This window comes from Streptomyces sp. CT34 (genome assembly GCF_000805335.1).
Lineage (GTDB): Bacteria > Actinomycetota > Actinomycetes > Streptomycetales > Streptomycetaceae > Streptomyces.
On sequence record NZ_KN708638.1, the window covers coordinates 513,458 to 536,481 of the forward strand.

A 23,024-nucleotide genomic window follows, 5' to 3' on the forward strand; every position below is an offset into this window, starting at 1 on the left:
GGTACCCGGTAACCACCTTCCCTACGCGGATATCGCGCTTCCCCTGGCACCCGTGCGGCGCTTCGCCGCCCTGGGCCGTTGGGATGCGCGCTCGCCGGGCGGTCGCTGCCGCGTGCCCCACTCCCCCGCCGGGGCTCGGGAAGTGCCTGTCATCACCGATCGGCAGAATCCGACCTACCGAGCCTTCAACATCCGCAATCCCTCGACCGTGCTGTGCCCTTCCGCCGTCATGCCGCTCAACGGAGGTGACCTTCGCATGTCCGTCCTCCCCGTCGTCCGCACTCTCCGCTACACGACGCCATACGTCCTTCCCGCGGTACGCACCTGCTACCGCTTCGTCAGCAACACCATCCAGGTCCTGGGCGCCCCGGCGCTCGCGCGACCGGCAGTCGGCCACACCACCCTCAGACAACACCGTGCCCGCCGGCACTCGGCCACCGGCTCGACGGCCGGACGCCCTGAATAATCCACCACTGTCATCCGGAGCCCTCGCCGAGGGGCAGCCACGCACCGAGTGAGCGGGAGCCGGTGATCACTGCATTGCGACCGGCCATATCGCCACCGTAATCGACCGGTAACGGAAAATTCCTGCTTACACCGCTCGGATTCACCCGCGGCCAATAGGGTGCATAATTGAAATCTACAATATGGCGCATTCCAGGAGGCTGCCAATGAACGCGCCAATATTCCGGCGCGGTGCCGCCACCCTCATGGCCACCGCCATCGCCGGCACCGCCGGCGTCGCCCTTGCCGGTCCCGCCGGCGCGACCACGTCCTACGGTCACCCGCACCAGAAGGTCATCGTGATCGTCGTGAAGGAATCGCGCCACTGCCGGGACTTCAATGTCGTCAAGGTCGTCGTCGTCAAGAAAGATCGCCAGGTCGTCATCATCAAGAAGTTCCTGAGTTGCGACTTCCGGAGGCACAACGATTACTTCTTCAGAAAAGTCTTCTTCAAGCACGAATTCCACACAACGCACAAGGCGATCGCGATCAAGGAACCGGCTCGCGGGACAGTCCCGCTGACCCTTCCGAAGGTCTCGGTCGGCACCAACCCGATCCGCGTCTCGATCAACGCGCCGCGGACCTCGCTGAACCTCACCTCTCCGTCCTCTCTCGGCAGCTTTGCCCCCGGGCACGTGAACGTGTCGTCCAGCGGCGTCTCCGCCGGCTCCGGTACCAGCGGCGTGAGCCTGGGCACCGGCGGCTCTGCCGCCGGCTCGGGTGCGGCCGGTGTGAGTCTGGGTACCGGCGGCGTCGCAGCGCACCGGTGAGTCGGCAGCGGACGGGCGATCAGCCGGTCATTCGGAGGCTGTGGGACGGGCCCGGAATCGGGGGCCCGTCCCACAGCCTCCTGTGGCAAGTGGCGCGGCCGTTTTCTCCAGGAGCGGAGGACGCGGACATCTGACTGGCCCCTGTCGTCAATTCCCGGCTGCCCCGCGACCCTCAGGCGTATCTCCCCTATGGCATTGACCGAACCGCAGTGCTTCCTCTGCTCCTTTCCGCCCTTCTCGTGGCATTGGCGTCGCGTTTCGACCGGATGAACATTCCGATGGGGCGATTGTGGGAAGGCCGCCGACGGCTCGACACGTTCGCTCGTGTCCGCAACGCCTATGGGTCAGGGGAGATACATCATGGTGCGGGCTTTGCTGAAGCGGTACAGGCACGCGGGCCCGGGAATGCGGGTCGGCGTAGGTGTGGCGGTCCTGGTGGGCGGACTGCTCCCTCCGATGGTGAGCGCGGACACCGCGGCTGCGCAGCCGAACCAGCAGACGAGTTTCACGAATCCGGGCCGGTTCACCTTCACGGTTCCCGGCGGCCCTACCGACGCGAAGATCTTGACCATCAGGGTCTGGGGTGCCGGGGCCGGCGGGAGCGGTGGAGCCGGTGGCGGCGGAGGTGGCGGAGGTGGTGGCGGCGGTAACGCGCTGATCACGCAGGGCGGTGGCGGCGGGGGTGGGGGCGGTGGCGGCGGAGGAGGCGCCAGCGGTGGTGGCGGCGGCTCCGGCAGCTACGTGAAGTGCACCGACGTAGCCGTCGGTGGCGTGACCTTGACCGTCGTGGTGGGAGCAGGGGGGAGTGCCGGCGGCGCGGGGTCCGGCGGCAGTGGTGGCGCCGGCGGCAGCGCCGGCGGTCCCTTCGGCGGCGGTCCCGGTAATGCAGGCGCTTCCGCCGGCCTCGGAGGACCCGGCGGGAGCAGCGCGGTGGCCCTCGTCGCGGGGGTGAACCTGGCCTCTGCCCCCGGCGGCAGCGCCGGCAGCAGGGCCGCGATCGGCGGCCGGGGCGGTAGCGGCGGCGCTCCCGGCGTGCTCGGCGGGGCCGGCGGCCTCGGCGGCGGCGGTGGAGGTGGCGGAACCATCAGCGGTTCCGGCGGTACCGGCGGCGGACTGGCAAGCTGCGTGGTACTTCTCAACGACAGGGCGAACGGCAACAACGGTAACGACGGCGCCGCAGGCAACTCCGGTACGGCTGGTGGCAGTGGCGGTAGCCAAACGAACGGCGCGGGCGGGACCGGTGGCGCTGGTGGTGCCGGCGGCAACGGCGGCACCGGTGGGGCCGGTGGCACCGCCAACACCGCGGATGGGTTCACCTTCGGTGCCGGCGGGGCCGGTGGTGGCGGCGGCAAGGGCGGTGCCGGAGGGGCTGGTGGCGCCGGCGCCACCATTCGAGGTGCTTCCGCCGCCGACGGGTCCGCGGGTAGTGCCGGGGACAACGGCGTGGCCGGAAACGTCGGCGGAAACGGCGCCGTCGTCATCGACGTGTCGTCAGTTCTCTGACCGCGAAACCGGATGTCCGCAGAACGCACCACGTTGAACGCGGGGGCGCGGCCGGTGTATTGGGCTCGCCCGGAGCCGCCGCGCCACCTCCGACGGCCTGACCTCTTGCTCAAAGAACTTGCTCGAAGAACTCGCTCGAAGATCTCGGCCGACTGCATCCGCACCGCCTCGTGGAGCCGGCGTCCCGCAACAGTCAACCCACCCCCGCCCGCATGCCTCATACCACGAGGGACAGCCAACGCCCCATCCTGGTAAGGGACTTCGCGAGGAATCTCCCTGACCAGCCGAAGTCGGTAGCGCTAGATCTGTGCGACGCCCTTGACGAACACGATCCCGTCGTATCCGGCCAGGTGTGCCGGGTCGAGCGGGGCGTAGCCGTAATACGGGGATACGCGGTGGGCGGGCCGCGTGTCGTCGAGGGTGGTGGCCAGCCGGGGTGCGTCGATGACGCAGCGGTCCTCCGGGAGCGCGTACAGGAGTCCTTCGGTGGTGTCCGGTGGCGGGGTGTCCACGCCTTGGTGCCGCATCGTGCCGAGGGCCGTGGCCAGGAAGGCATACCGCCTGCCCAGGTGGGCACTTGCGATGGCGCCGGCGCTCCACCACTCCAACAGCAGGTCGCCCATCCGCATCGAGCTCTTGTCCCGCTGGAGATGGCCGTTGTTGGCGTGGACCAGTGCCGGGCCTCGTTCGGCGAGGGCGAGGAGGTTGTCGGCCATCATCTGGCCCCGCAGGGCCACCAGCCATGTCATGCGGCTCGCTGAGGTGTCGGCCATCCAGTGGTGGTAGCGCAGCAGCCCGGTTGCGGTGCGCCCGTACAGGCGCGCCCGGTCCCAGTCATCCCGCGAAGTCGCGATGATCAGGTGCGGCGTCTGCTCGTTGAACAGCGCCACGAGGTCGTCGGCGAGCAGCCGCAGCTCCCTGGCCTCGGCCGACCGTCCCACGGACTGGACGCGAGAAGGCGGGCACCCTTCCGGTTGCCGGTCACACACCCCACCGCTGCCGCACCTACACCGTCGTTCGGTGGTCTGTCCTGTCGGCGGGCATCGAGGGCGGTGCGTCGTCGGCCGGCTCAACTGGTTCTGACGGCCGCCACGTTGGCTTGTGGCAGGGCGAGGTAATCAGGGCGAGGTGATTCTGCGTGGAGACGCGTGTTTGTCACGACGCGGTTCCGTGAGGACGCTCACACTGTTTTCTTCTGCCTGATGTCGACCGAGAGCCCGCTGCCGGGCGTATGCGCAGTGAAGCGAGAGATCCGGGAGTGGCTGTTGACCGTCGAGGAGTTCGAAGAGTTCTACGCCCAGACGGTCGCGCGGCTCACGGGGCAGTTGTACGTGATGCTCGGCGACCTGCATGAGGCGCAGGACGTGGTGCAGGAGGCGTTCGTCAGGGGGTGGAGCCGGCATCGGCAGCTCGACCGGGACGGCCGGCCCGAGGCGTGGATCCGCACCGTTGCCTGGCGACTGGCGGTCAGCCGGTGGCGGTTCCGGCGCCGGTCGGCCGATGCCTGGAAGCGCAGTGGTGCCCCGCCGCATGTCGAGGGGCCGGGACCGGAGCAAGTGGCACTGGTGGAGTCGTTGCGGGAGCTGCCGGCACAGCAGCGGCGGATCATGACCCTGCACTACCTGTGCGATCTCACGGTCGATCAGGTCGCCGGCGAGACGGGGCTTTCGGCGAGCACCGTCAAGACGCATCTGAGCCGCGGGCGGTCGGCGCTCGCCCACCGCTTGCAGGATCCGCGTATCGAGGAGGCGACCGGTGACTGAGCACCAGGACCCGTTGCGGTCCCTGTTCCGGCAAGCGGCCCAGGTGGGGCAGGCACACAGCGCCGCGGCGCCGGTCGCGTACGTCGCCGAGCGGGCCAGGCGGGCCCGGCGGCGGCAGATCGCGGGCCTGGCCGCGGCGGCGTGCCTGGTCCTGGGGGGCGGGGTGGCGACCGCGCTGCTGCCGGGCCGACCGACGCCGAACGTTCCAGCGACGAACCCGTCGCCCACCCCGTCGCCCAGTCGGCCGGTGCCGGCGCCGACGAGCCAGGCACCGGTGGTGCCGTTCCCCGGGCGGGAGACGACGGGGGCCTCGCCGAGCACCGGGCCGTCGGGCAGTTCCTCCGCCCCGGCCGCGGAGTCCCCGGTCCGTACGGCGCCGCCTTCCGCGCGGAGCACGGAGCCCGGGTCCACCACCGCACCGCCCTAATCGGACGCACGCATCTGTGGCCCCGGCGGGTCGCCGCCGGGCGATGACGCCTGCCCCCCCACGCACGCTGAGGAGTCCCCCATGTCTGCTGTGCCACCCGGTCTGCGGGAGCGCATACCCGCCGCCCCACCGCCCCCGCAGCCGTGGCCCGTCCACCGGCGCGCCACCGGGGTGGCGCGCCGTGTGCGCCGGGTTCTCCTCGGGTGGACGGCTCCGCGCCTGAACGGGGCCGACCGGGAGGTGCTGTGGCTGTACCTGCTGACCCGAACAGGTATCTGGATCGCCGCGTACTGCGTCCGCTGGGTGTTCCCGTCGGACCCGGGCACCCGCGACCCGGGCCCGGTCCTGGCCACCTTCGCACGCTGGGACTGGGGCCTCTTCCTCCATATCGCGAGCGAGGGCTACTTCCCCGGGCAGGGAGGTCCCTGGCAGGCGGGCTGGGACAACCGGGAGGCGTTCTTCCCCGGCTTCCCGCTACTGCTGCGCGCGGTCCATGTCGCCGTACCGAGTTGGACGGCGGCCGGGCTGCTGATCTCCTTGGTCGCCGGAGCGGTCGCCGTGGTGGCCCTGGCGCGTATCACCCGGCTCCATCTGCCGGATGCGGGGGCGGGGCAGCGGGCCGTGCTGTTCTTCCTGGTGTCCCCGTGCGCGGTCTTCCTGGCCGTCGGCTACACGGAGTCCCTGTTCCTCGCCTTCGCGCTGCCCGCCTGGCTCGCGGCCCGGCACCGCAGTTGGCCCCTGGCCACCGCACTGACCGCGCTGGCGACGGCGGTGCGGGTCAGCGGCCTGTTCCTCGCCGCCGCACTCGCGCTGGAGTTCTTCCTGTCCGTCCGTGACCGGCGGGACCTGCGTGCGCTGCCGTGGCTGGCCCTGCCCATGCTGCCGGCCTTCCTCTACGGCTGGTATCTGCACGCCCGCACCGGTGACTGGTGGGCCTGGAAGCACGCCGAGGAGCGGGGCTGGTACCGCGGTTTCCACACTCCGTGGGATGCCTGGAGCCACACCTGGCACGGCGCGTTCGACCATGTGGAGACGACCGGGTACGCGTTCATGTTCCAGGCCGAACTCGCCGCGATGCTCGTCGGTTTGCTGCTGGCCGGTCTGCTGGTCCGTCAACGCCGTTGGCCCGAAGCCCTGTACGTCGGCCTCAGCCTCTGCGCGCTGGGAACCTCGTACTGGTACATGTCCGTCCCCCGCGCCACCCTGCTGTGGTGGCCGCTGTGGATCGCGCTGGCGGCCCGGAGCCTGCGCAGACCACGGTTCCGCTCCGGCTATCTCTGCCTGGTCACGCCGCTGACCGTGGTCTTCACGCTGACGTTCCTGTCGGGACGCTGGGCCGGGTGAGGGCGCAGCCGGCCCGGCGAAGCCCGGGACGCCGGCATCGCCGCCCGACCGACTTTCGTCGTGGGCCGGCACGACCAATGGCGAGTGCGGAGTCCGGCCGAGGCTGCCTACCGTTGCCGTGTGACACATCTGGAACGAATGCCCCCTGCGGAATCGGTTCGCCACGCTCTGACGGCTTGGCTGCGCTCGACGCCACGGCGGTTGACCGATCCGGTCAGGGCCCTCTTCGCCCCCGGGATGTGGACGCCCTGGCGCATCGTGGGCGAAGTACTGCTGAGTGTGATGCTCGGGCTGCTGGCGGCCGGAACCGAGGCCGCAACCGGCCATGGCACCGTAAGGATCATGGCGGTGGCCGTGCTGGCCGCGCTGCTGTCCATGCTGCGACGGGTACTTCCCGCGACCGTTCTTCTGGTGGTCGCCATCACCTCGGGCTGGTTCGACGGCCTCGGCCCGCTGGTCCCCGTCGCCGCCTGGTCGGCCGGACGGCGGATCGACGGTGTCGGCAGGGCGGCCGGCACCTTCGCCGCCGCGTACGCCCTCAGCCTGGGGACGAACGCCCTGGCAGACACCCATAACTTGCCGTTCACCCTGGCCGTCACCGCTCCGCTGCTGCTGGTCATGGTGGTCGTGCCCGGCCTCATCAGCCGCTACTGGTCGCAGCGCCGCACGCTGGCCGACACCCTGCGCGAGTACAACGCCCAGCTGCTGCGCGAACGCACCATGATCGCCGGACAGGCCCGGATGCGGGAGCGCCAGCGGATCGCGCAGGACATGCACGACAGTCTCGGCCATCAGCTCACGCTCATCGCGGTGCATACCGGCGCGCTGGAGGTGGACCGGGAGCTGACCGGGCGCCAGCGGGAGGCCGTGGCAGTGCTGCGCGAGGCGTCGGTGGCCGCGATGCACGAACTGCGCGAGGTGGTCGGGCTGCTCCGGGACGGCACCGAAAGTCCCGGTCAGGCAGACGCCCCTCGCGTACCTGAGGCCGTGGGGAGAGAGGACACCACCGCGCCGTCGCGTGGGGTGGCCGGTATCGAGGGCCTGGTGGAGGCATCCCGGAGCGCGGGCACGACCGTGGAATTCCGGCGCTCCGGCGAGCCGCAGCCGCTCGCCCCGACCGCCGATCACGCGGCGTACCGCGTCGCGCAGGAGGGCCTGACCAACGCCCACAAGCACGCCCCGGGCGCCTCGATCACCATCGAGCTGCGGTACGAGCCGGACGCCCTGGTCGTGGAGGTCGCCAACGACCCGGCCCCCGAGACGACGGGCCCCGGCCGGAACGTGGTGAGCGGCGGGCAGGGCCTGACCGGGCTCGGGGAGCGAACCCGGCTCATCGGCGGCATGGTGCACGCCGGCCCGACGGCGGACGGCGGCTTCCGGTTGGCGGGCGTGCTGCCGTACACCACGCCGGAGAGCAGTGCCCCGAACCGCTCGCCGGGCGGTGCGGAGTCGACGTTCACCGATCGCACCGGCGACTTCCGGGAGCAGCTCCCGGCCGGTTCCCGAGGCGAGGATGACTTCGTCGGCCTGCCGAAGGAGCTGGCCAGGGCGGTGCACCGGAAGACGAAGCGAAGAGGCATGGCCATCGGCTGCGGGGGTGCGGCGCTGGTCATCGTCGTACTGCCGGTGGTCGTCATGGGGGTCGCCGCACTCTTCCTCGCCGGCGGGACGGACCAGGACGCCATCGGTCGGGAGGAGTACGACGCGGTGAAGGTGGGCCAGTCCGAGGCGGAGGTCCGCGCGAAGCTCCCCCGCGCGAAGTCGTCGTTCCTGACCGACGCCCTGGACAGGGGAGCGCCGCCCGAGCCCCAGGGGGCCAACTGCCTCACGCTGATGTCCACCGAGACCGCCGGCAGTACGAGCAAGGAGCCGGTTTTCCGGTTCTGCTTCAAGGACCGCAAGCTGATCGAAAAGAAGTCCTTCGAAGTCAGGGAGTGAGATGGAGTCCAGCCAACGCCGACTCCCGCGGCTGCGACCTGGAGAACCGATGGACCGACCTCAGCCCCGCAGCTCCGTCAGGAACTCGATCAGCGCGGCGTTCACCTCCTCGGGCCGCTCCTGCTGGGTCCAGTGGCCGCAGCCCTTCAGCACGATCGGCTCACGGTGCAGGTTGGGCATCAACTCCGGGAGCTTTGCGATGAGTTCGGGCGTACCGGGGAACGCCGGGACCAGGTCACGGTCTCCGTAGATGTACAGTGCGGGCGGACTGACGACCGCGCCGTGCCAGGCGGCGGTCAGCTCCCAGTTGCGGTCCATGTTGCGGTACCAGTTCAGGGCACCGGTGAAGCCCTTGGCGTAGTTTTCGGTGAGCTCGTCCAGGTCCGTCTCGGTGAGCCAGTGGGGCAGCGCCTCGGGATCGGTCATGTCCGCGAGCCAGCCCCGCGCCGGGTCGGATACCAGGGCCTGGTCGGGTCGGCCGGCGTCGGAGGCGTCGCCGGAGGCGGAGTAGAACAGCTTGCGCAGGGTGGTGCGGGTGTCCTTGGCGAACTCGGCGTCCGCAACCCCGGGCCGGTTGAAATAGTTCCAGTAGAACCGCCCGCCGAACTGCTCCTGCATGGCCGCAAGCGGCGGACGCTGCCCGCGGAACGGCGGCGGCACGCTCAGCCCCGCCACTCCGCGTACCACGTCGGGCCGCAGCAGCGCGGTGTGCCAGGCGACCGGTGCGCCCCAGTCGTGCCCGACGACGAACGCCTCCTCCTCGCCCAGGGCGTGGATCAGCCCGATCACGTCCCCGACGAGATGGAAGATGCTGTACGCGTCCACGTCTTCCGGGTGATCGCTGCGGCCGTATCCGCGCTGGTCGGGAGCGACCACCCGGAACCCGGCGGCAGCCAGCGGGGCGAACTGGTGGCGCCAGGAGTGCCAGGACTCGGGGAAGCCGTGCAGCAGCACGACGAGCGGGCCCGCACCCTCCTCCGCGATGTGCAGCCGGATGCCGTTCACGTCGATCATGCGATGCTCAACCATGGGACGAGCGTACGCCTGCGGGATACGTGCAATTACTGGCGCACCCTTGAACCCGCGCTGTCGCGCACGGCGTTGTCTGTCCGCCGCTCGCCGTCCGCATCGACCTCCCGGAAGGCGGCGCCCACACGGTGCCCGCTGACACCACAGCCGGCCGCCCGGCACCCAACACCTTTGGCCGACGCCGTCGACGAAGGCGCGTCAGTGGTGGTGGCCGTGCCGGCCGAGGGTCTCCACGGGGGTCGCGCCGGGGCGGGTCCACTGCGGTACGGGGCGGCTGGTCGGGCCCCAGGTGGCGTTCCCGTCCGCGTCCGAGCGCCAGAACCAGCACGGGCTGTGTCCCTCGGGCCAGCCGTCGGGGTTGTCCTCCCACGCCTCGCCGCGGCCGTAGGGCGTCATGTCGAGCAGGGCGAGGGACCCGTTGACCGTCTCGTTGCCGCGGCCCGTCGTGGAGTAGGTGAGGAACACCCGGTCGCCGTCGCGCAGGAAGCAGGTGAGGTAACCCATGCTGCCGCCGACCGGTCCGTCCACGTCGCGCACCGAGTACCACGGCTGGGTGTAGCCCATGAACTCGACGTAGGAGGCCACCTCGTCCCAGCGGCCCGTGGTCAGGATGGCGAACGAGACGCCGCGGGCGTTGAGGTAGACGGCGTCCTTCAGGTGCCAGGCCGTGGTGGTGCAGCCCTCGCACTGCCCCTGGTGCGGCGCGCCGTCGTACCACATGTGCTTGTAGACCACGAGCTCGTCGCGGCCCTGGAACAGGTCCAGGAACGGGACCGGGCCGTCGGGTCCGACGACCTCGACCGTCCCGTCGAACTCCACCATCGGCAGCCGGCGGCGGGCCGCGGCGAGGGCGTCGCCCTCATGGGTGTGGGCCTTCTCGCGGACCAGAAGTTCGTCACGGGCGGTCTGCCAGGTGGCCATGTCAACGATGGGCGGGCGGCCGGGCAGCGCGGTGGTCGGGTCGTTCGGTGTGGTCGTCATGGTGTCCTCCGTGGTGTCTCGTGCCGGGCAGCGTCGTACGACGTCCCACGACGCTCACCAGAACAGACTCGCGACCCGGCCGGAACTCATCGCGGCATGCTGCCTCTTCTGCCGAGCCTGTACGGACCCCGTCGGGCTGGCAAGTTCACAGACGCGCTCGGAGAAGAACATGCGGTGGGCTCGTGGACAGGACTGAGCCCCACCAACTCGCCGTGGGCGGACGTGTCGGCTTCTCCTCGACCGCGAAGTACGCAAGCAACGGAACCATCAGACTGCCCTTCGGCGAGGCGAAAACCTCCCCTGTAGCGGCCGGCGACGTCGGCGCAGTCGTGCAGGAGATCCTGGCCGACCCAACCCGGCCCGGCCCGGTCCGGCACATCGACCACATCCATGAGGAACACCGTCATGGCGGCGGCGCCCTTCACCGAAGAGCGTGCAAGGGCCCGGTCCGGGCCCTGTGGGCGCAAGGAAGAAATCACCGCCCGGTCGTGGTGAATCCGTCTCTGCAGGTGTCGAAGATGGGGCGGTAGGTGTCCCACTGCGCTTCCGGTGCCGAGAGGTTGATGTCGTACTCCCGGCCGCCCGCCCGGCCGAAGCCCTGTTCGATGGCGCGGTACACGCGCGCCTTTCCCTTGAAGGCGAACTCCCATACCACGGCCGGCTGTTGCCGGAACGTGGTCTGCTGCATGCGCAGCCTCCGGTACACGGCGTAGTTGACCTTCGTGTTCGCTTCCATGTCCATGAAGTGCGCCATGGGGGTCGATCCCGCGGGTTCCGCCATCTTGACCGTGAGGCCGCCCAGGTGGGACTTGTCGGCGAACGTGACCAGTTCACCCGACCGCTTGACGACCTTCCAGCCGTCCGGCACGGGAAAGGCGGCGCCGAGCTCGCTGACCTGGTGGAAGCCCTTGGGTACGGGCGGTGGCGTGTAGGGCTGTGTCGCAGCACCGGGGGTCTTCCGGGCGCCGGCGCCGGGTGTGCCGGTGCCGTGGTCCGATGTCGCGTAGAGCGTGCCTGCGATGGCCGCGGCCCCTGCTGTCACGGCAACGGCGGTCGTGACGAGGACGCGGCGCTTGCCGCCCCGCCGCCGTTTCCGGCCGCCGTCGGCTGGGGCAAGTGCGGCCGGTACCGTCTCTCCACCGGGGGACCGGGTCGGGTCCTCGCCGTCCTGACCGGCGGACGGGTGTGCAGCGGACCCTGGAGGCAGAACCGTCGTCGACCCGGTCGGTCCAGCCGATGGAACGGGTGCATCCGGTCCGCTGGACCCAGCGGCCCGCAAGGCCCGCTCGGTCTGCTCCGCCGACGGCCGCTCGTCCGGCTCCTTGGACAGGAGGGCTTCGATGAGCGGTGCCAGCGGCCCGGCCTGCCGCATGGGCTCGAAGGGGTCGACGGCGATGGCGTACGCGGACTCCATCGCGGTGGGCCGCTGGAAGGGAGGCCGGCCCTCCACCGCCTGGTACAGCGTCGCGCCCAGCGCCCACAGGTCTGATGACGGTCCGGGCTTCTGGCCGCGTACCCGTTCCGGCGCCATGTACTGGATGGAGCCGACCAGCTCGCCGGTCTTGGTGAGGGTCGAGACGTCGGCGGTCATCGCGATGCCGAAATCGGTGAGCACCACCCGGCCCTCGGCGCCGAGCATGACGTTGCCGGGCTTGACGTCGCGGTGCAGCACCCCCGCGGCGTGCGCGGCCCGCAGCGCGGCGGTCATCCCCAGGCCGATGCGGGCAGCTTCTTCGGGCGGAATGGTCCGCCTCTCCTTGAGAAGATCGCCGAGTGTGACCGCCGGAACGTACTCCATGACGATGCAGGGCTGACCGCCGTCGTCCACGACGTCATGGACCACGACCACATGGGGATGCACGATGCGGGCGGCGCTGCGCGCCTCACGGCGCATGCGCTCGTAGAGGGTGGCGAGTTCGTCATCGGACAGGTGCGGCTGCGCGTGGAGCCGCTTGAGCGCGACCTGGCGGCCCAGGACCTCGTCCTGCACGCGCCACACCGTGCCCATGCCGCCACGGCCGATCTGCTCGATGAGCCGATAGCGCCCGGCGACCAGCCGCCCCTCGTCCGTCACAGCCTGCCTCCGTCAGCTCCGGCCCGTTCGCTTCGTCTTGTCACCATAGCCATCCCTTTGAGCGGCTATGCGGGCCGAGTCCGCCGATGGCATGGCCATGCCATCGACCTCGCCACCAATCCCATCGCAGTCCTCGAGCACGCGCCGGTAGCCGAGGTGCGGACCGGTTCCCGCTGTGACGGACGCTGCTGCCGAGAAGGGCTACCGAGCCCGCGGGCCGGAGCGGGCTGCCTGTGGGAGCGCGGCGGGCGCGATGCGTGTCCCGACCGCTCGCGGGTGTTGATGGCATACCGGTCGACGCCCGCCGTCTTCGTCCCCTGACGGTGCCCTCAGTCACGTCCGGAGAACCGCTGGCCCACCCCGAGGCGTCGCAGGCCGGCGAGGACTTGCGGGTCCTGGGCGTCCAGCCAGTCGCAGAGCTGACGGAAGGAGACCAGTCGGACGTCCTTGTGCCTGTCGTCGGCGATGTGCTTGAGCGCTTCCTCGACGGCGTCCATGTAGATGCCGCCGTTCCACTGCTCGAAGTGGTTGCCGATGAAGAACGGTGCCCGGTTGGTCTCGTAGGCGCGCTTGAAGCCGGCGATGTACGCGTCGGTGGCCTGCTTGCGCCAGCGCGGGTAGTTGGCCGGCGGTCCCTTGGTGGAGTTCTTCGACTGGTTGGCCAGGATGTTGTAGTCCATCGAGAGGACTTCGAAGGAGTGGCCGGGAAACGGCATTTTCTGGAGCGGGAAGTCCCAGACACCGTGCTTCTTGGTGGGCCAGACCTGGATGCCGCCCGGCGAGCTCGCGTCATAGCGCCAGCCGCGCTTGCGCGCCGTGGGAAGCAGGTTGTCCTGACCGAGCAGACACGGGGTTCGGCCGCCGACGAGTTCCTTGGTGTAGTCGAAGGGCAGCGGGTCGAGGTCGGTGAAGCCGGTGTTGGTCCGCCACTTGGTGACGAAGTCCATCGCCTGAGCCGTCTCGGAGTCCCACTGGGCGGAGGTCCAGTGCGCGACCGAGCCCGACCCGGTGCCGCAGAAGTGGCCGTTGAAGTGGGTGCCTATCTCGTGGCCCTCCAGCCAGGCCGCGCGCACGTTCTTCAGCGTCTCCTTGATGTGGTCATCGTTGAGGTAGCCGATGTCGGAGGCGCCGATGCGGTTGTTCGGCGGCCGGTACAGGCGCTTCTTCGACTCCGGCAGGAGATACAGACCGGAGAGGAAGAAGGTCATCGAGGCGTTGTGGTCGCGGGCGAGCTTGCGGAACCGCGGGAAGAGGCCGTTGCCCACCTCGCCCGCCCCGTCCCAGGAGAAGACCACGAACTGCGGCGGCTTCTGGCCCGGCTCCAGCTTCTGCGGTGCGGGCGGCTGATGGGGCTGCTTACCGGTGTACGCGGTCGAGCCGTCGCCTATCGGCTTGCCCGACGGCGTCTGTCCCGGTTTGGTGTCGACCTCGCCGGAAGCGGACGATCCGGAAGACGAGCAGCCGGCGACCGAGAGCGCTGCTGCCGCCCCCATCCCGAGTCCGAATATCTGTCGGCGGCTGAATTCGCGCATCACGATCCCCGTTGCATTGGCTCGAAGTGCTGGTCAGTGGGCGTCCAGAAATGTGGGCCGCCCAGAGAGACGAGCAAGTGGAAGTTGGAGTTCCGTTTATGACCCCAGAAAGACATTTCTCGACGGAGGGTAGCGAGGTGCATACACTCCGCTTCTCTCGGCGAGGCCCGGTAGCCCTTGGCGACCCCACGCGACACAGCACTCCGATCGACTGCCGCGCTCGCATGGGGGTGCCCTCGTGGAGGGCGAAGCTGCCGGTCAGGCGGATGGCAGGCCCGATCAGACCGATCGGTGAGCCGAAGCGCCCGACCGGCGAGCCGGGACGGCCCAGGCGCCGCCCCCGACCCGTCGGTCGGCGAGCCGGCGCTCCTGGACGCCCGCCTCGTACGGGCCGTCGACCGCACCGCGGTGAGCGGCGAGGTACCGCGGGCAACCGACCGTACCTGTCGCATCCGGACGCGTGAATCACCGGGAGATGCCTCCCACTGGCTGATCACAGCGCCCCGACGGCGTCGGCCTGGGCGTCGACCTGACGGTGTCGGTCGTCAGTCCGCGACCCCGGGCTTCAGCGAGGTCACATCGAACTGCCCGCCGCACACCCGCAGCCCGTCGGTGCCGGCGGTGATCGCCTTCTTGGACCCGGGCGCGTAGACGCGGACCAGCTGCGCCCTGGACCAGCACGGCGTGTCCGAGACACCGTCGTTGACCGTGTGCAGCACGGCGTGCGCGCTCTGTCCCGGCTTCAGACGGACAGCGCCGCCCGCGGCGCCCGAGTGGGTGGCGGGCTTGCCGACCGGCGTGCCCTCCTTGAGCGTCAGCGAGGCCCCGGGGAAGCCGCGCAGCGAACAGGTCTTCTTGCCCTTGTTGGTGAAGACCAGCGGTATGCGGATGTTGCCCGCGCCGATGTCCGTGCGCCCCAGGCGCACCGACAGGTTGTCCGCGGTGCAGCGCTCCGGGGCGGTCTTCGCCGCGGTGTGGGCCTGGGCCACGCCGGCGGTGAGCGTGAGCGCCGTGACGGCGATCAGCGATCCGGCAGCGACCCGGCGCCCGCTCCGGAGGGTCTTGGACGTGAGCGACATCGTTGAGTCTCCCCTTCGTCTGATGGCGCACACCCGTCTCGGGACGGGGTGCGCACGGTGGGTCCGTTGCGCTTCCAACGTGATCCAAGACGCTGCCGGACGGCTAATGCGGCACTAACGCACGGCTAATAGCGCAGCCATTGGTCCGCAAGCCCACAGCTCACACCAGCCGTAAGGGCATTTCTCCCGTTTGCCCCACCTTGCGACACCGGCAAAGGCAGTCAGCCACAGGCAACTGGGTTCACGAACGATGGCTCCGGCAGGCAGCACTCGGCCGGACATCTGCCGCTTGAGCACCTTGGTCGGGTAGTCGTGGCCCTCGGCGGCGCCCAACGGAAGGGAAGCATGAGGGCGAGCTCCACTCCCCTACTCCCTACGGCTGTTCGCGAGGTGTCACACCAACCTGCTGGGCCGGCAACGACGTTGTCCGGCCTCGGCCGGATCTGGTTGTTCGGACGTTGTTGTTCGCTCCCGCGCCATCGACCCCGAACAACTTTCTCCGACTACACCAGATCACATCCGGCCCCGCGACCTGCTCGGGTGCCGGCGTGATCGAAGAGGAGAAGGACCACATGTTGAAGACCAAACTGGCAGCAGCGGCGGTCATAGCAACGCTGGGGGTGATGGGCACGGGCGCGGCCTCGGCGTCCACACCGCAGGACGCCGCGGCTCCGGCGACGCCCGCCAAAGCCACGGCGCTCGCCGACCACCCGTGCTGGACCTCGTTCGACCCGCCCAACCCGGACGGCGCGGGCATGTGGCAGTTCTACCGCAATTGCACCAACCGTGAAGTAACGGTGTGCGCCCAGGACATCGAGGACGGCTATCTGCAGCCCAATCACATTTCGCTCCCGCCCGGCTGGGTCGGTAAGTGGCACTGGGAGCGGACCACGCGGGGACACCACTACACAACCATCTACTGCTGACGCGGTGAGCGGTCCGCCGCCCCTTGTGAAGCAAGGGGCGGCACCGTTGCGCGGTTGACCGTGCGCGGGGTCGGCGACAGCTCGCAGCCTGGCTTGCGCCTGATGGGTGTGGTCCTGGATGGATCACGGCCGCCGACTACGGCAGCTGGTTCAAGCCGAGCTGGGACACGACGTGGTGGCTGTCGTTGGAGTTCTGGTCGAAGTCGTTGCCGGAAGGCACGAAGATCGCCAGTGAGTCCCGCGGCCCGTCCGCGCCGGAGTGCACATTGCCGTCCGGCCCGGTGTAGGTGTTGGCCTGGATGCCGAACTGCGCCGTGGTCGGGAGCGCGAACAATGGCGGCACCACGACCATGGCGATGTCGTAGTCGCCGAAGTCGCGGTGCGTGTGGATCAACGACCCCTGAAGGTTGGTGGGCAGGGCGCTGATGGTGTAGAAGGGCCCACCGACATAGAAGAGGTTGGAAGCTGCCGTGGTTGGCAGGTTGATCCCGGTGAGGTTGTTGAACAGCTGGAACTGCGTCACGATCGGGGCCAGCGTGCCAACCAGCGTGGATGTGCAGTGCACGAAGTAGAGGTCCACCGGGTTGGACCCGAGTGGTGGCGTCAAGGGCAGTGGCGGGGCCACCGCGGAGTAGGTCTTGATGTTCCGCGACAGGTTGGTATCGATGTCGTTGCCGGTCGGCAGCACATTCACCACGCCATAGGGCAGCAGGTCGGGGACCGGGCTGTTGGTCGGCGTGCTGAGCGTGACCTCGATGTTCACCGAGTGCTCCTGCGTCCCGCTGCTGCTGAGCTTCGTCGGGTCGTCGTAGCGCAGGATCTGCGGGGCCGCGGGGTTGCTGTACGTGAAGATGTTGATGATCGTGATGCCATGCGGGTTGACCCCGTTCCACCGCACGAACGGTGGAAGCACCACGGTCACCTGCTCCGGCGAGGTGGTGGCGTTGGTGGAGAAGTTCCCGACGGTGATCGTCAACGTGCCCGAAGGCGGGGTGGTCGACGTGGAGAATTTGATCGTCTGCGGCCGCACATAGAGGTTGACGGGGTTCGTCATTGCTGCACCCCTCACGAGATGTGGATGCGATACGGGCCCCGAGCGCGACATTTTTATGTCGCCAACTCGCCTTGTGTGCCCGCCACTTCGCATGATAAGGCCGTTTTCGGTTCGCTGTGAGGCGCGCGAGCGCGGCGCCTGGAGCAGGCCCGCGGCCGTCGCATGCGCGGTCACACACCCTGCGCCAGGTGCGAGGCTTGTGCTCTCCCGTGTGCGACAGCGGGGAGAGCGGTACACCGCCGTGACCGGGTGGTCCACCCCAACCGTCCAGGCCGTTCCGCATTCCCCCGAGCGCAGGCCGGCAAGCGCGCACGACGGATAGGGTTCCGCATGTGCCGGAACTGACAGTTCGCCCGTCATCTCGCCAATCTTCACAGGCCGACGAGCATCCCCATTCGCCTCCGCAGTGGAGCTTTGTTGAGTCGTCGCAACCTGCGTCGAGATGCGCGGCGCTCTCGTCGGGTCGTACCCCAAGTTCTCGTAGAGGGCCGAGAGTTGGGGTGGGGTCCGCGATCGCCTCGTAGGAGCAGCCGAAGCGAAGGGCCTTCCCACTCCTGCATCGCTTCCAACGTCCGGCCGTCCGTTGGGAGAAACGCCTCGACCTGCGCGATGCTCTCGTCTCCCTGACCTGCGGCTCCACCTGCCGGAGACGCCTCGAAGGCCCGAATGGACGGCGCGGTCGGAGCCGGGGAAGCCTCGCTGGTGCTGCCGGTCCGCAAGCAGGGCACGCGCGCGGTTCGCAAACTGCAGATGCCCGGACGGAGACCACCGCCGCACTCATCGGGCTGCGCACCTGGAACGGCGAAGGGATGGTGCGGCTGCTCGACCACGATCCCGTGATCCCGCAAGCACCACCATGCTCCCGGAGCGGCTGGACGCCACCCGCACGCTGGCCTCGATCGAGGACGACGACGTTGCGATGGACATCCTCGCCGAGCTTCGGGCCCGGCTGGTCTGCGTCCCTGCGCCGCAGGGACTGCGCGGCCTCGGCGACATCGCCACTGACCTGCTGGAGCGGGTTCCCGAGGCGGTGGCGGCTCTGGCTGACCCGGCAGACCGGCAGCTCCTGCGCGGCCGGGCGTCGGCGGTGGCCGAGCGCGTCGGCGAGCCCGCGCGACCGTGCTCGCCACCACCGGCCCCGATACCGACGCGGCGCCCGACGGGGCCTCCTTGCCTCCGCCAAGCGGGTGGAGGGCACGCCGACAGCCGCATCGCTCCAGGTTCGTGGCCGGTGCAAAGGTACGGTGCCGATCTACGCCGAAACGCCGTCCGGTCAGGCGGCCGGCTGGCCCGTCCGGCAGAAGACGTCGGCTCTCCGGCCGTCTCGGGCACAGCTCGCTCCCCGCACCGCGGTCACGACCGGTGTGGCTTTCTCGCGAAAGTAGGACAGTGGTGCTGCGTTTGCTGACCGGTCTGCCTGCGGCCGGTCTGGGTCTGGCGCTTACCGTTCCGGCCCGGGTCGTCGGTCGTCTCGCGGCCCCGGCCGAGGAACTCCGGCGCGGGGCCGCCAAGCTTGCCTCCGCCGGTGTGCGCACGGCGGCGAACGCCGCGGCCGAGGCATCGACCACGGCCGTGCGGGTGACCCACGTGGCTCGTCGCGCACTCACTCCCGACGACGGTTGCTGGCGCGCCGGAAGCCGACTTCAGCTGCCCTTGCGACCCTGCCGCGGCACCACCGACGTCCCGGGGCGGGAGGAGGTCGTGCAGAAGGTGGCGGCCGCTGTGCAGGAGCACCCGGACGTGCTCCTGGCCTACTGGGACGGCGGTCTGTCCAGGTTGGTGGTCCGGATGACCGAGGAGGCGCCGGCCGGGGACGTGGAGCGCCGGGCGAGGGAGTTGGCTTCCCGGTACGGACTGGAGTGCTCCGAAGGCGGGGACGAACCGCCCCTGCCGCACCCGGGGGATATCGCTGATGTCCGGGCGACGGCTCTGGCCCTGGCCTGTGACGCGGCCGGTATCGCCACGGCGGTGACGGCGCGGGCGATGCGGCTGCGGCAGTCCCCGCGACCGGTGACCGCGGCGGTGACGCTGCTGCGCGAGGACTCCCGAGTCCGTGGTGTACTGCGCAACCGGCTCGGTGCGGGAGGGACCGATCTGGTGTTGGCAGCTGTCCATGCCGGCGCGCACGGCCTGGGGCAGTCACCGGTCGTCATCGCCCTGGACGCAGCGCTGAGGTTGGGTCAGTTGGCGGAGGCACTGGTCCGGGTTGCCGCGTTCGACGCCGTACACGACGCCCTGTGCGTACCGAACCGGCCGAGCCTGTCCGGGGACGGGCCGGCCCGCCCGCCGGTGCGGCGGAACCCGGGCGAGGAGTACGCCGACAGCGCCGTCACGGGAAGCCTGGTGGGCGCGCTCGCGATGCTGGTGCTCACCCGCAGCCCGGCGGGCGCCGCGGAAGCGGCCCTGGCCGGATCGCCCAAGGCGGCACGCTATGGGCCCGCGGCGTTCACGTCCGCGCTGGGCATGGCGCTGGCCCGTGACGGGTTGCTGGTACGCAGTCCCGAACGGCTGCGGCAGCTGGAACTCGTCGACACCGTGGTCCTGCATCCGGGCGCCCTGCACGGTCGGCGTCGGACTGTCCTCGACGTCCGCCCCACCGCGGCCTCGTGGGGCCACGACCGGCTGTGGCACGCGGCGACCGCGGCGCTGCACGGCTCCGGCGGCACGACGGCCGGCGGCGACGGAATGGTGGTGCACCTGCGGCCGGCGCCCGGCGCGGAGCCGGCGGGGACCGGCTGGCTGATCGCGTCCGTCGGCGGGAAGGACGTCGGCGTCGTACGGGTCGGGTGGGAGCTCGACCCGCTCGCCGAGGAGGTGCTGGACGCGGCGCGCCGTGCCGGCCTGGGCGTGGTGATGGTGGACGACCCGTCGCTGGGCGAATTCGGCGCTCTGGCGGACACCGTCGTCGCCGCCGAACGGCCGTTGGCCGAGGTGGTGCGCGGGTTGCAGGAGGACGGGAAGGTGGTGCTGACCGTCGCCCGCATCGGCCATGAGGACGCCGAGGGCCACCACCTGCTCGCCGGGCTGCTGGCCGGTGATCTCGCGCTGTCCGTCACGGACGGGCGCAGTGCCGTGGTCTGGGGCGCGGACGTTCTGGTGCTGAACGGTCTGGAGGGGGTGTGGCGTCTGCTGGCCGCCGCTCCCGCCGCGCGTGCCGTCGGCCGCCGCGCCAAGACCCTTGCCCGGTCGGGGGCGGCGCTGTCCGGGCTGCTGGTGGTCACGGGAGGTGCTCCCGCGCGCCGTGCGCTGCTGCCCGCCGGTATCCGGCTCAGTCCCGTCAACGCCGCTGCCGGCGCGGCCTTGTTCACGGGCTGGCGGGCCGCCTACGGTGCCGCCGGCCGCAAGGCGCCCCGCCCCGGGCCGCGCGTGCCCTGGCACACCCTGCACCCCGTCGAGGCGCTGTCCCGGCTGGCCGAGCGGCCACGGACCGCACCCACGGCATGGGCCAGGGCCCGTACGCGCGCGGACGCCGTCGCCCGGTCGCCGGCCTTCGCCCCGGCACGCCTGGCGATGTCGTTGTTCACGGCCGTGCGCGCGGAACTCGACGACCCCCTCACCCCTGTTCTCGCGGTCGGCGCGGCTGCTTCCGCGGTCCTCGGATCCACCGTCGACGCGCTTCTGGTCACCGGTGCATTGGGCATGAACGCCCTGGTGGGCGGGGTGCAGCGGTTGCGCGCCGAACACGCGTTGGCAGCACTCGCGGTGGGCCAGCGGCAGACGGGCCGGCGCGTCACCGACCCCCGCACCGGGGCGACCGCGACCGTGGACGCCGCCCGTCTGGCGCCGGGCGATCTGATCGAACTGGCCACCGGCGACGTGGTACCCGCCGACGCCCGACTGCTGGAGGCGGCCGATCTGGAGGTGGACGAATCCGCCCTCACCGGTGAGTCGCTGCCGACCCGCAAGCAGGTCGCCGCCACACCGCGCGCAGCCGTGGCGGCCCGCAGCTGCATGGTGTACGAGGGCACGACGGTGGTGGCCGGGCGGGGGCGTGCCGTCGTGGTGGGTACCGGCGCCCAGACACAGGCCGGGCGTGCCGCGTCCCTGGCCTCGCGGGCGCCGTCCGCGGCCGGTGTCCAGGCACGGCTCCAGGAACTGACGAAACGGGTGCTGCCGCTCACCCTCGCGGGCGGAGCGGCGGTCACCGCACTGTCCCTGCTGCGGGGCAGGCCGGTGCGCGAGGCCGTCGGCGGCGGCGTCGCGGTCGCGGTGGCGGCGGTCCCGGAGGGTCTCCCGCTCGTGGCGACGGTCGCGCAACTGGCTGCGGCGCGCAGGCTCAGCAGGCGTGGCGTGTTGGTGCGCACCCCACGCACGTTGGAGGCGTTGGGCCGCATCGACACCATCTGCTTCGACAAGACCGGAACCCTGACCGAGAACAGGCTGCGCGTCGTACGCCTGGTCACCACCCAAGGCACCGCCTACACCACGGACGACCCGGAGCCCGCCGCAGTGTTGCTGACCGCGGCCCGGGCCTGCGCGGACGCCGACGAGACGGGCATGCACGCACACGCCACCGACGAGGCCGTACTCACCGCGGCACCGCTCGACCGGAAATGGGTCCAGAGCGATGCCCGGCCGTTCGAAGCCAGCCGCGGATACGCGGCTGCCGTCGGCCACTACGCCGACGACGAGCCGCAACTGGTCGTCAAAGGAGCGCCCGAAGTCGTGCTGCCGTGCTGCCACAACCTCCCCCCTGATACGGAGGAGAGAGCCCAGTCCCTGGCCGGTGAGGGCTTGCGTCTGCTCGCCGTCGCGCGGCGCCGGCTGCCTTCCGGCGAAGCGCCCGACGCACTCGACAAGCCGCTCCAGGGTCTGGAGTTCCAGGGGTTCGTGGCTCTGGCCGACACACCACGGGCCAGTTCCGCTCCCCTGGTGGCCGGGCTGCGCCAGGCAGGACTGCGGCCGGTGATGCTCACCGGTGACCATCCGCAGACCGCCCGCACCGTGGCGGTCTCCCTCGGCTGGCCCGAGGACGTCACCATGGTCACCGGCGACCGGCTCTCCGCACTCGACCGGGTCGGCCGGGCCGAACTTCTGCGGGACTGCGGCGTGGTGGCCCGCGTCGCCCCGGAGCAGAAGCTCCAGGTCATCGAGGCACTGCGGGATGCGGGGCGGGTGGTGGCCATGGTCGGCGACGGCGCGAACGACGCCGCCGCCATCCGTGCCGCGGACGTCGGTGTCGGCATCGCGGCCCGGGGGTCGGCCGCGGCCCGCAACGCGGCCGACCTGGTCCTGACCGGTGACGAGCTGTCCGTCCTCATCGACGCGGTCGCCGAAGGCCGGGCCCTGTGGCGCAGCGTGGGTGACGCCATCAGCATCCTGATCGGCGGCAACTTCGGCGAGGTCGGCTTCACCGTACTCGGCACCCTGCTCGACGGCGTATCCCCCCTGTCCGCACGGCAGTTGCTGCTGGTCAACCTCTTCACCGACATGTTCCCGGCCATGGCGGTGGCCGTCACTCCGCAGAACGTGAAGCCGAGCCAGGAGCCGGACCCGGCCGGCACCCCGGTGGGCATCGCGGCCCTCGGCGCTCCGCTGACCCACCAGATCCGCCAACGCGGCCTGGTCACCGGGCTCGGCGCGGCCACGGCCTGGCTGACCGGCCGGCTCACCCCGGGCTCGGCCCGCCGCACCAGCACCATGGCACTGTGCGGAGTGGTCGGCGCCCAGCTCACCCAGACCGTCATGGACCGACAGCACAGTCCCCTGGTCATGGCGACCGCCTTCGGCTCCGCCCTCGTCCTGGCCGGCGTCGTCCAGACACCCGTGGTCAGCCACTTCTTCGGATGCACGCCGCTGGGCCCGGTGGCCTGGACCAGTGTCGGCGCCGCGGTCGGCGTCGCCGCGCTGTCCCCGTGGCTACTGCCTCCGGTCGAACGTCTCGTCACCCGCCTGGCAGCCACCCTGCACCCGACCGCGCACATGACGCGCTGACGGCCCGTCAACCCGCCCTTCCCGGCAACCTGGAACGGTGCCGTGGCGGAGGACACGGAATCGGGCCGGTCGGGCGCAGGGAGACGACGACCGTCAGCGCGGCGCCGACGACGTGCCTGGCTGCGCTCCGGCATCACTCGCAGCGCGAACGCTGCCGAACTCCCCT

General features: G+C 70.7%; 15 protein-coding genes and 2 pseudogenes. 10 read left to right on the plus strand and 7 right to left on the minus strand.

Going from position 1 to position 23,024, the window contains the following annotated elements:
* The first annotated feature begins 256 nt into the window (after positions 1-256).
* The 3 genes from RZ84_RS38720 to RZ84_RS39510 all read left to right on the plus strand — a co-directional run bounded on the left by RZ84_RS38720 (position 257) and on the right by RZ84_RS39510 (position 2,777).
* Positions 257-466: a hypothetical protein gene (locus RZ84_RS38720; protein WP_157878750.1), complete on the plus strand. Its 210-nt coding sequence runs from the start codon at positions 257-259 to the stop codon at positions 464-466.
* 244 nt (positions 467-710) lie between these two features.
* Positions 711-1,274 (plus strand): hypothetical protein, encoded by a 564-nt coding sequence (locus RZ84_RS34910; protein ID WP_157878751.1) that lies wholly within the window; start codon positions 711-713, stop codon positions 1,272-1,274.
* A 930-nt stretch (positions 1,275-2,204) separates the two neighbouring features.
* A complete protein-coding gene (locus RZ84_RS39510) occupies positions 2,205-2,777 on the plus strand; it encodes a hypothetical protein (protein WP_043262884.1) in 573 nt (190 codons plus the stop codon).
* Positions 2,778-3,076: 299 nt separating this feature from the next.
* Here RZ84_RS39510 and RZ84_RS02300 read toward each other — a convergent pair.
* Positions 3,077-3,736 (minus strand): annotated as a pseudogene (locus tag RZ84_RS02300) (erythromycin esterase family protein); the annotation flags it as partial.
* Between the two features lie 306 nt (positions 3,737-4,042).
* On the opposite strand from RZ84_RS02300, the gene RZ84_RS02305 reads away from it, so the two are divergent.
* The 4 genes from RZ84_RS02305 to RZ84_RS02320 all read left to right on the plus strand — a co-directional run bounded on the left by RZ84_RS02305 (position 4,043) and on the right by RZ84_RS02320 (position 8,249).
* Positions 4,043-4,540: a SigE family RNA polymerase sigma factor gene (locus RZ84_RS02305; RefSeq protein ID WP_043268903.1), complete on the plus strand. Its 498-nt coding sequence runs from the start codon at positions 4,043-4,045 to the stop codon at positions 4,538-4,540.
* Positions 4,533-4,967: a hypothetical protein gene (locus RZ84_RS02310; protein ID WP_052229711.1), complete on the plus strand. Its 435-nt coding sequence runs from the start codon at positions 4,533-4,535 to the stop codon at positions 4,965-4,967. Before RZ84_RS02305 ends, RZ84_RS02310 begins: the two co-directional genes overlap by 8 nt.
* 81 nt (positions 4,968-5,048) lie before the next feature.
* The gene (locus tag RZ84_RS02315; protein WP_043262885.1) at positions 5,049-6,311 is read left to right on the plus strand and encodes a mannosyltransferase family protein; all 1,263 of its coding nucleotides are present in this window, start codon (positions 5,049-5,051) and stop codon (positions 6,309-6,311) included.
* Positions 6,312-6,512: 201 nt separating this feature from the next.
* Positions 6,513-8,249, plus strand: a complete 1,737-nt coding sequence (locus tag RZ84_RS02320; RefSeq protein ID WP_347232724.1) for a sensor histidine kinase — start codon at positions 6,513-6,515, stop codon at positions 8,247-8,249.
* A 60-nt stretch (positions 8,250-8,309) separates the two neighbouring features.
* On the opposite strand, the gene RZ84_RS02325 is transcribed toward RZ84_RS02320, so the two are convergent.
* From RZ84_RS02325 to RZ84_RS02345, 5 genes are all read right to left on the minus strand, one after another.
* Positions 8,310-9,278, minus strand: a complete 969-nt coding sequence (locus tag RZ84_RS02325; protein WP_043262887.1) for an alpha/beta fold hydrolase — start codon at positions 9,276-9,278, stop codon at positions 8,310-8,312.
* Between the two features lie 198 nt (positions 9,279-9,476).
* On the minus strand, positions 9,477-10,259 hold the full coding sequence (locus RZ84_RS02330; RefSeq protein ID WP_043262888.1) for a DUF899 domain-containing protein: 783 nt from the start codon (positions 10,257-10,259) through the stop codon (positions 9,477-9,479).
* 475 nt (positions 10,260-10,734) lie between these two features.
* Complete coding sequence (locus RZ84_RS02335) at positions 10,735-12,333, minus strand: serine/threonine-protein kinase (protein WP_043262889.1); 1,599 nt, start codon at positions 12,331-12,333, stop codon at positions 10,735-10,737.
* Between the two features lie 329 nt (positions 12,334-12,662).
* A complete protein-coding gene (locus RZ84_RS02340; RefSeq protein ID WP_043262890.1) occupies positions 12,663-13,865 on the minus strand; it encodes a polysaccharide deacetylase family protein in 1,203 nt (400 codons plus the stop codon).
* A 545-nt stretch (positions 13,866-14,410) separates the two neighbouring features.
* Positions 14,411-14,944 (minus strand): DUF4232 domain-containing protein, encoded by a 534-nt coding sequence (locus RZ84_RS02345; protein ID WP_043262891.1) that lies wholly within the window; start codon positions 14,942-14,944, stop codon positions 14,411-14,413.
* A 572-nt stretch (positions 14,945-15,516) separates the two neighbouring features.
* Between RZ84_RS02345 and RZ84_RS02350 the strand changes: the two genes are divergently transcribed.
* On the plus strand, positions 15,517-15,870 hold the full coding sequence (locus tag RZ84_RS02350) for a hypothetical protein (protein WP_157878752.1): 354 nt from the start codon (positions 15,517-15,519) through the stop codon (positions 15,868-15,870).
* 136 nt (positions 15,871-16,006) lie between these two features.
* Here RZ84_RS02350 and RZ84_RS02355 read toward each other — a convergent pair whose 3' ends face one another.
* Positions 16,007-16,924, minus strand: coding sequence for a hypothetical protein (locus RZ84_RS02355; RefSeq protein WP_043262893.1), 918 nt, complete (start codon positions 16,922-16,924; stop codon positions 16,007-16,009).
* 669 nt (positions 16,925-17,593) lie between these two features.
* On the opposite strand from RZ84_RS02355, the pseudogene RZ84_RS40440 reads away from it, so the two are divergent.
* Positions 17,594-18,045 (plus strand): annotated as a pseudogene (locus RZ84_RS40440) (aminoglycoside phosphotransferase family protein); the annotation flags it as partial.
* 268 nt (positions 18,046-18,313) lie between these two features.
* Positions 18,314-22,858 carry a cation-translocating P-type ATPase gene (locus RZ84_RS02360; RefSeq protein WP_043262894.1) on the plus strand — a complete coding sequence of 1,515 codons (4,545 nt, stop codon included), beginning with the start codon at positions 18,314-18,316 and terminating at the stop codon, positions 22,856-22,858.
* Positions 22,859-23,024 lie beyond the last annotated feature (166 nt).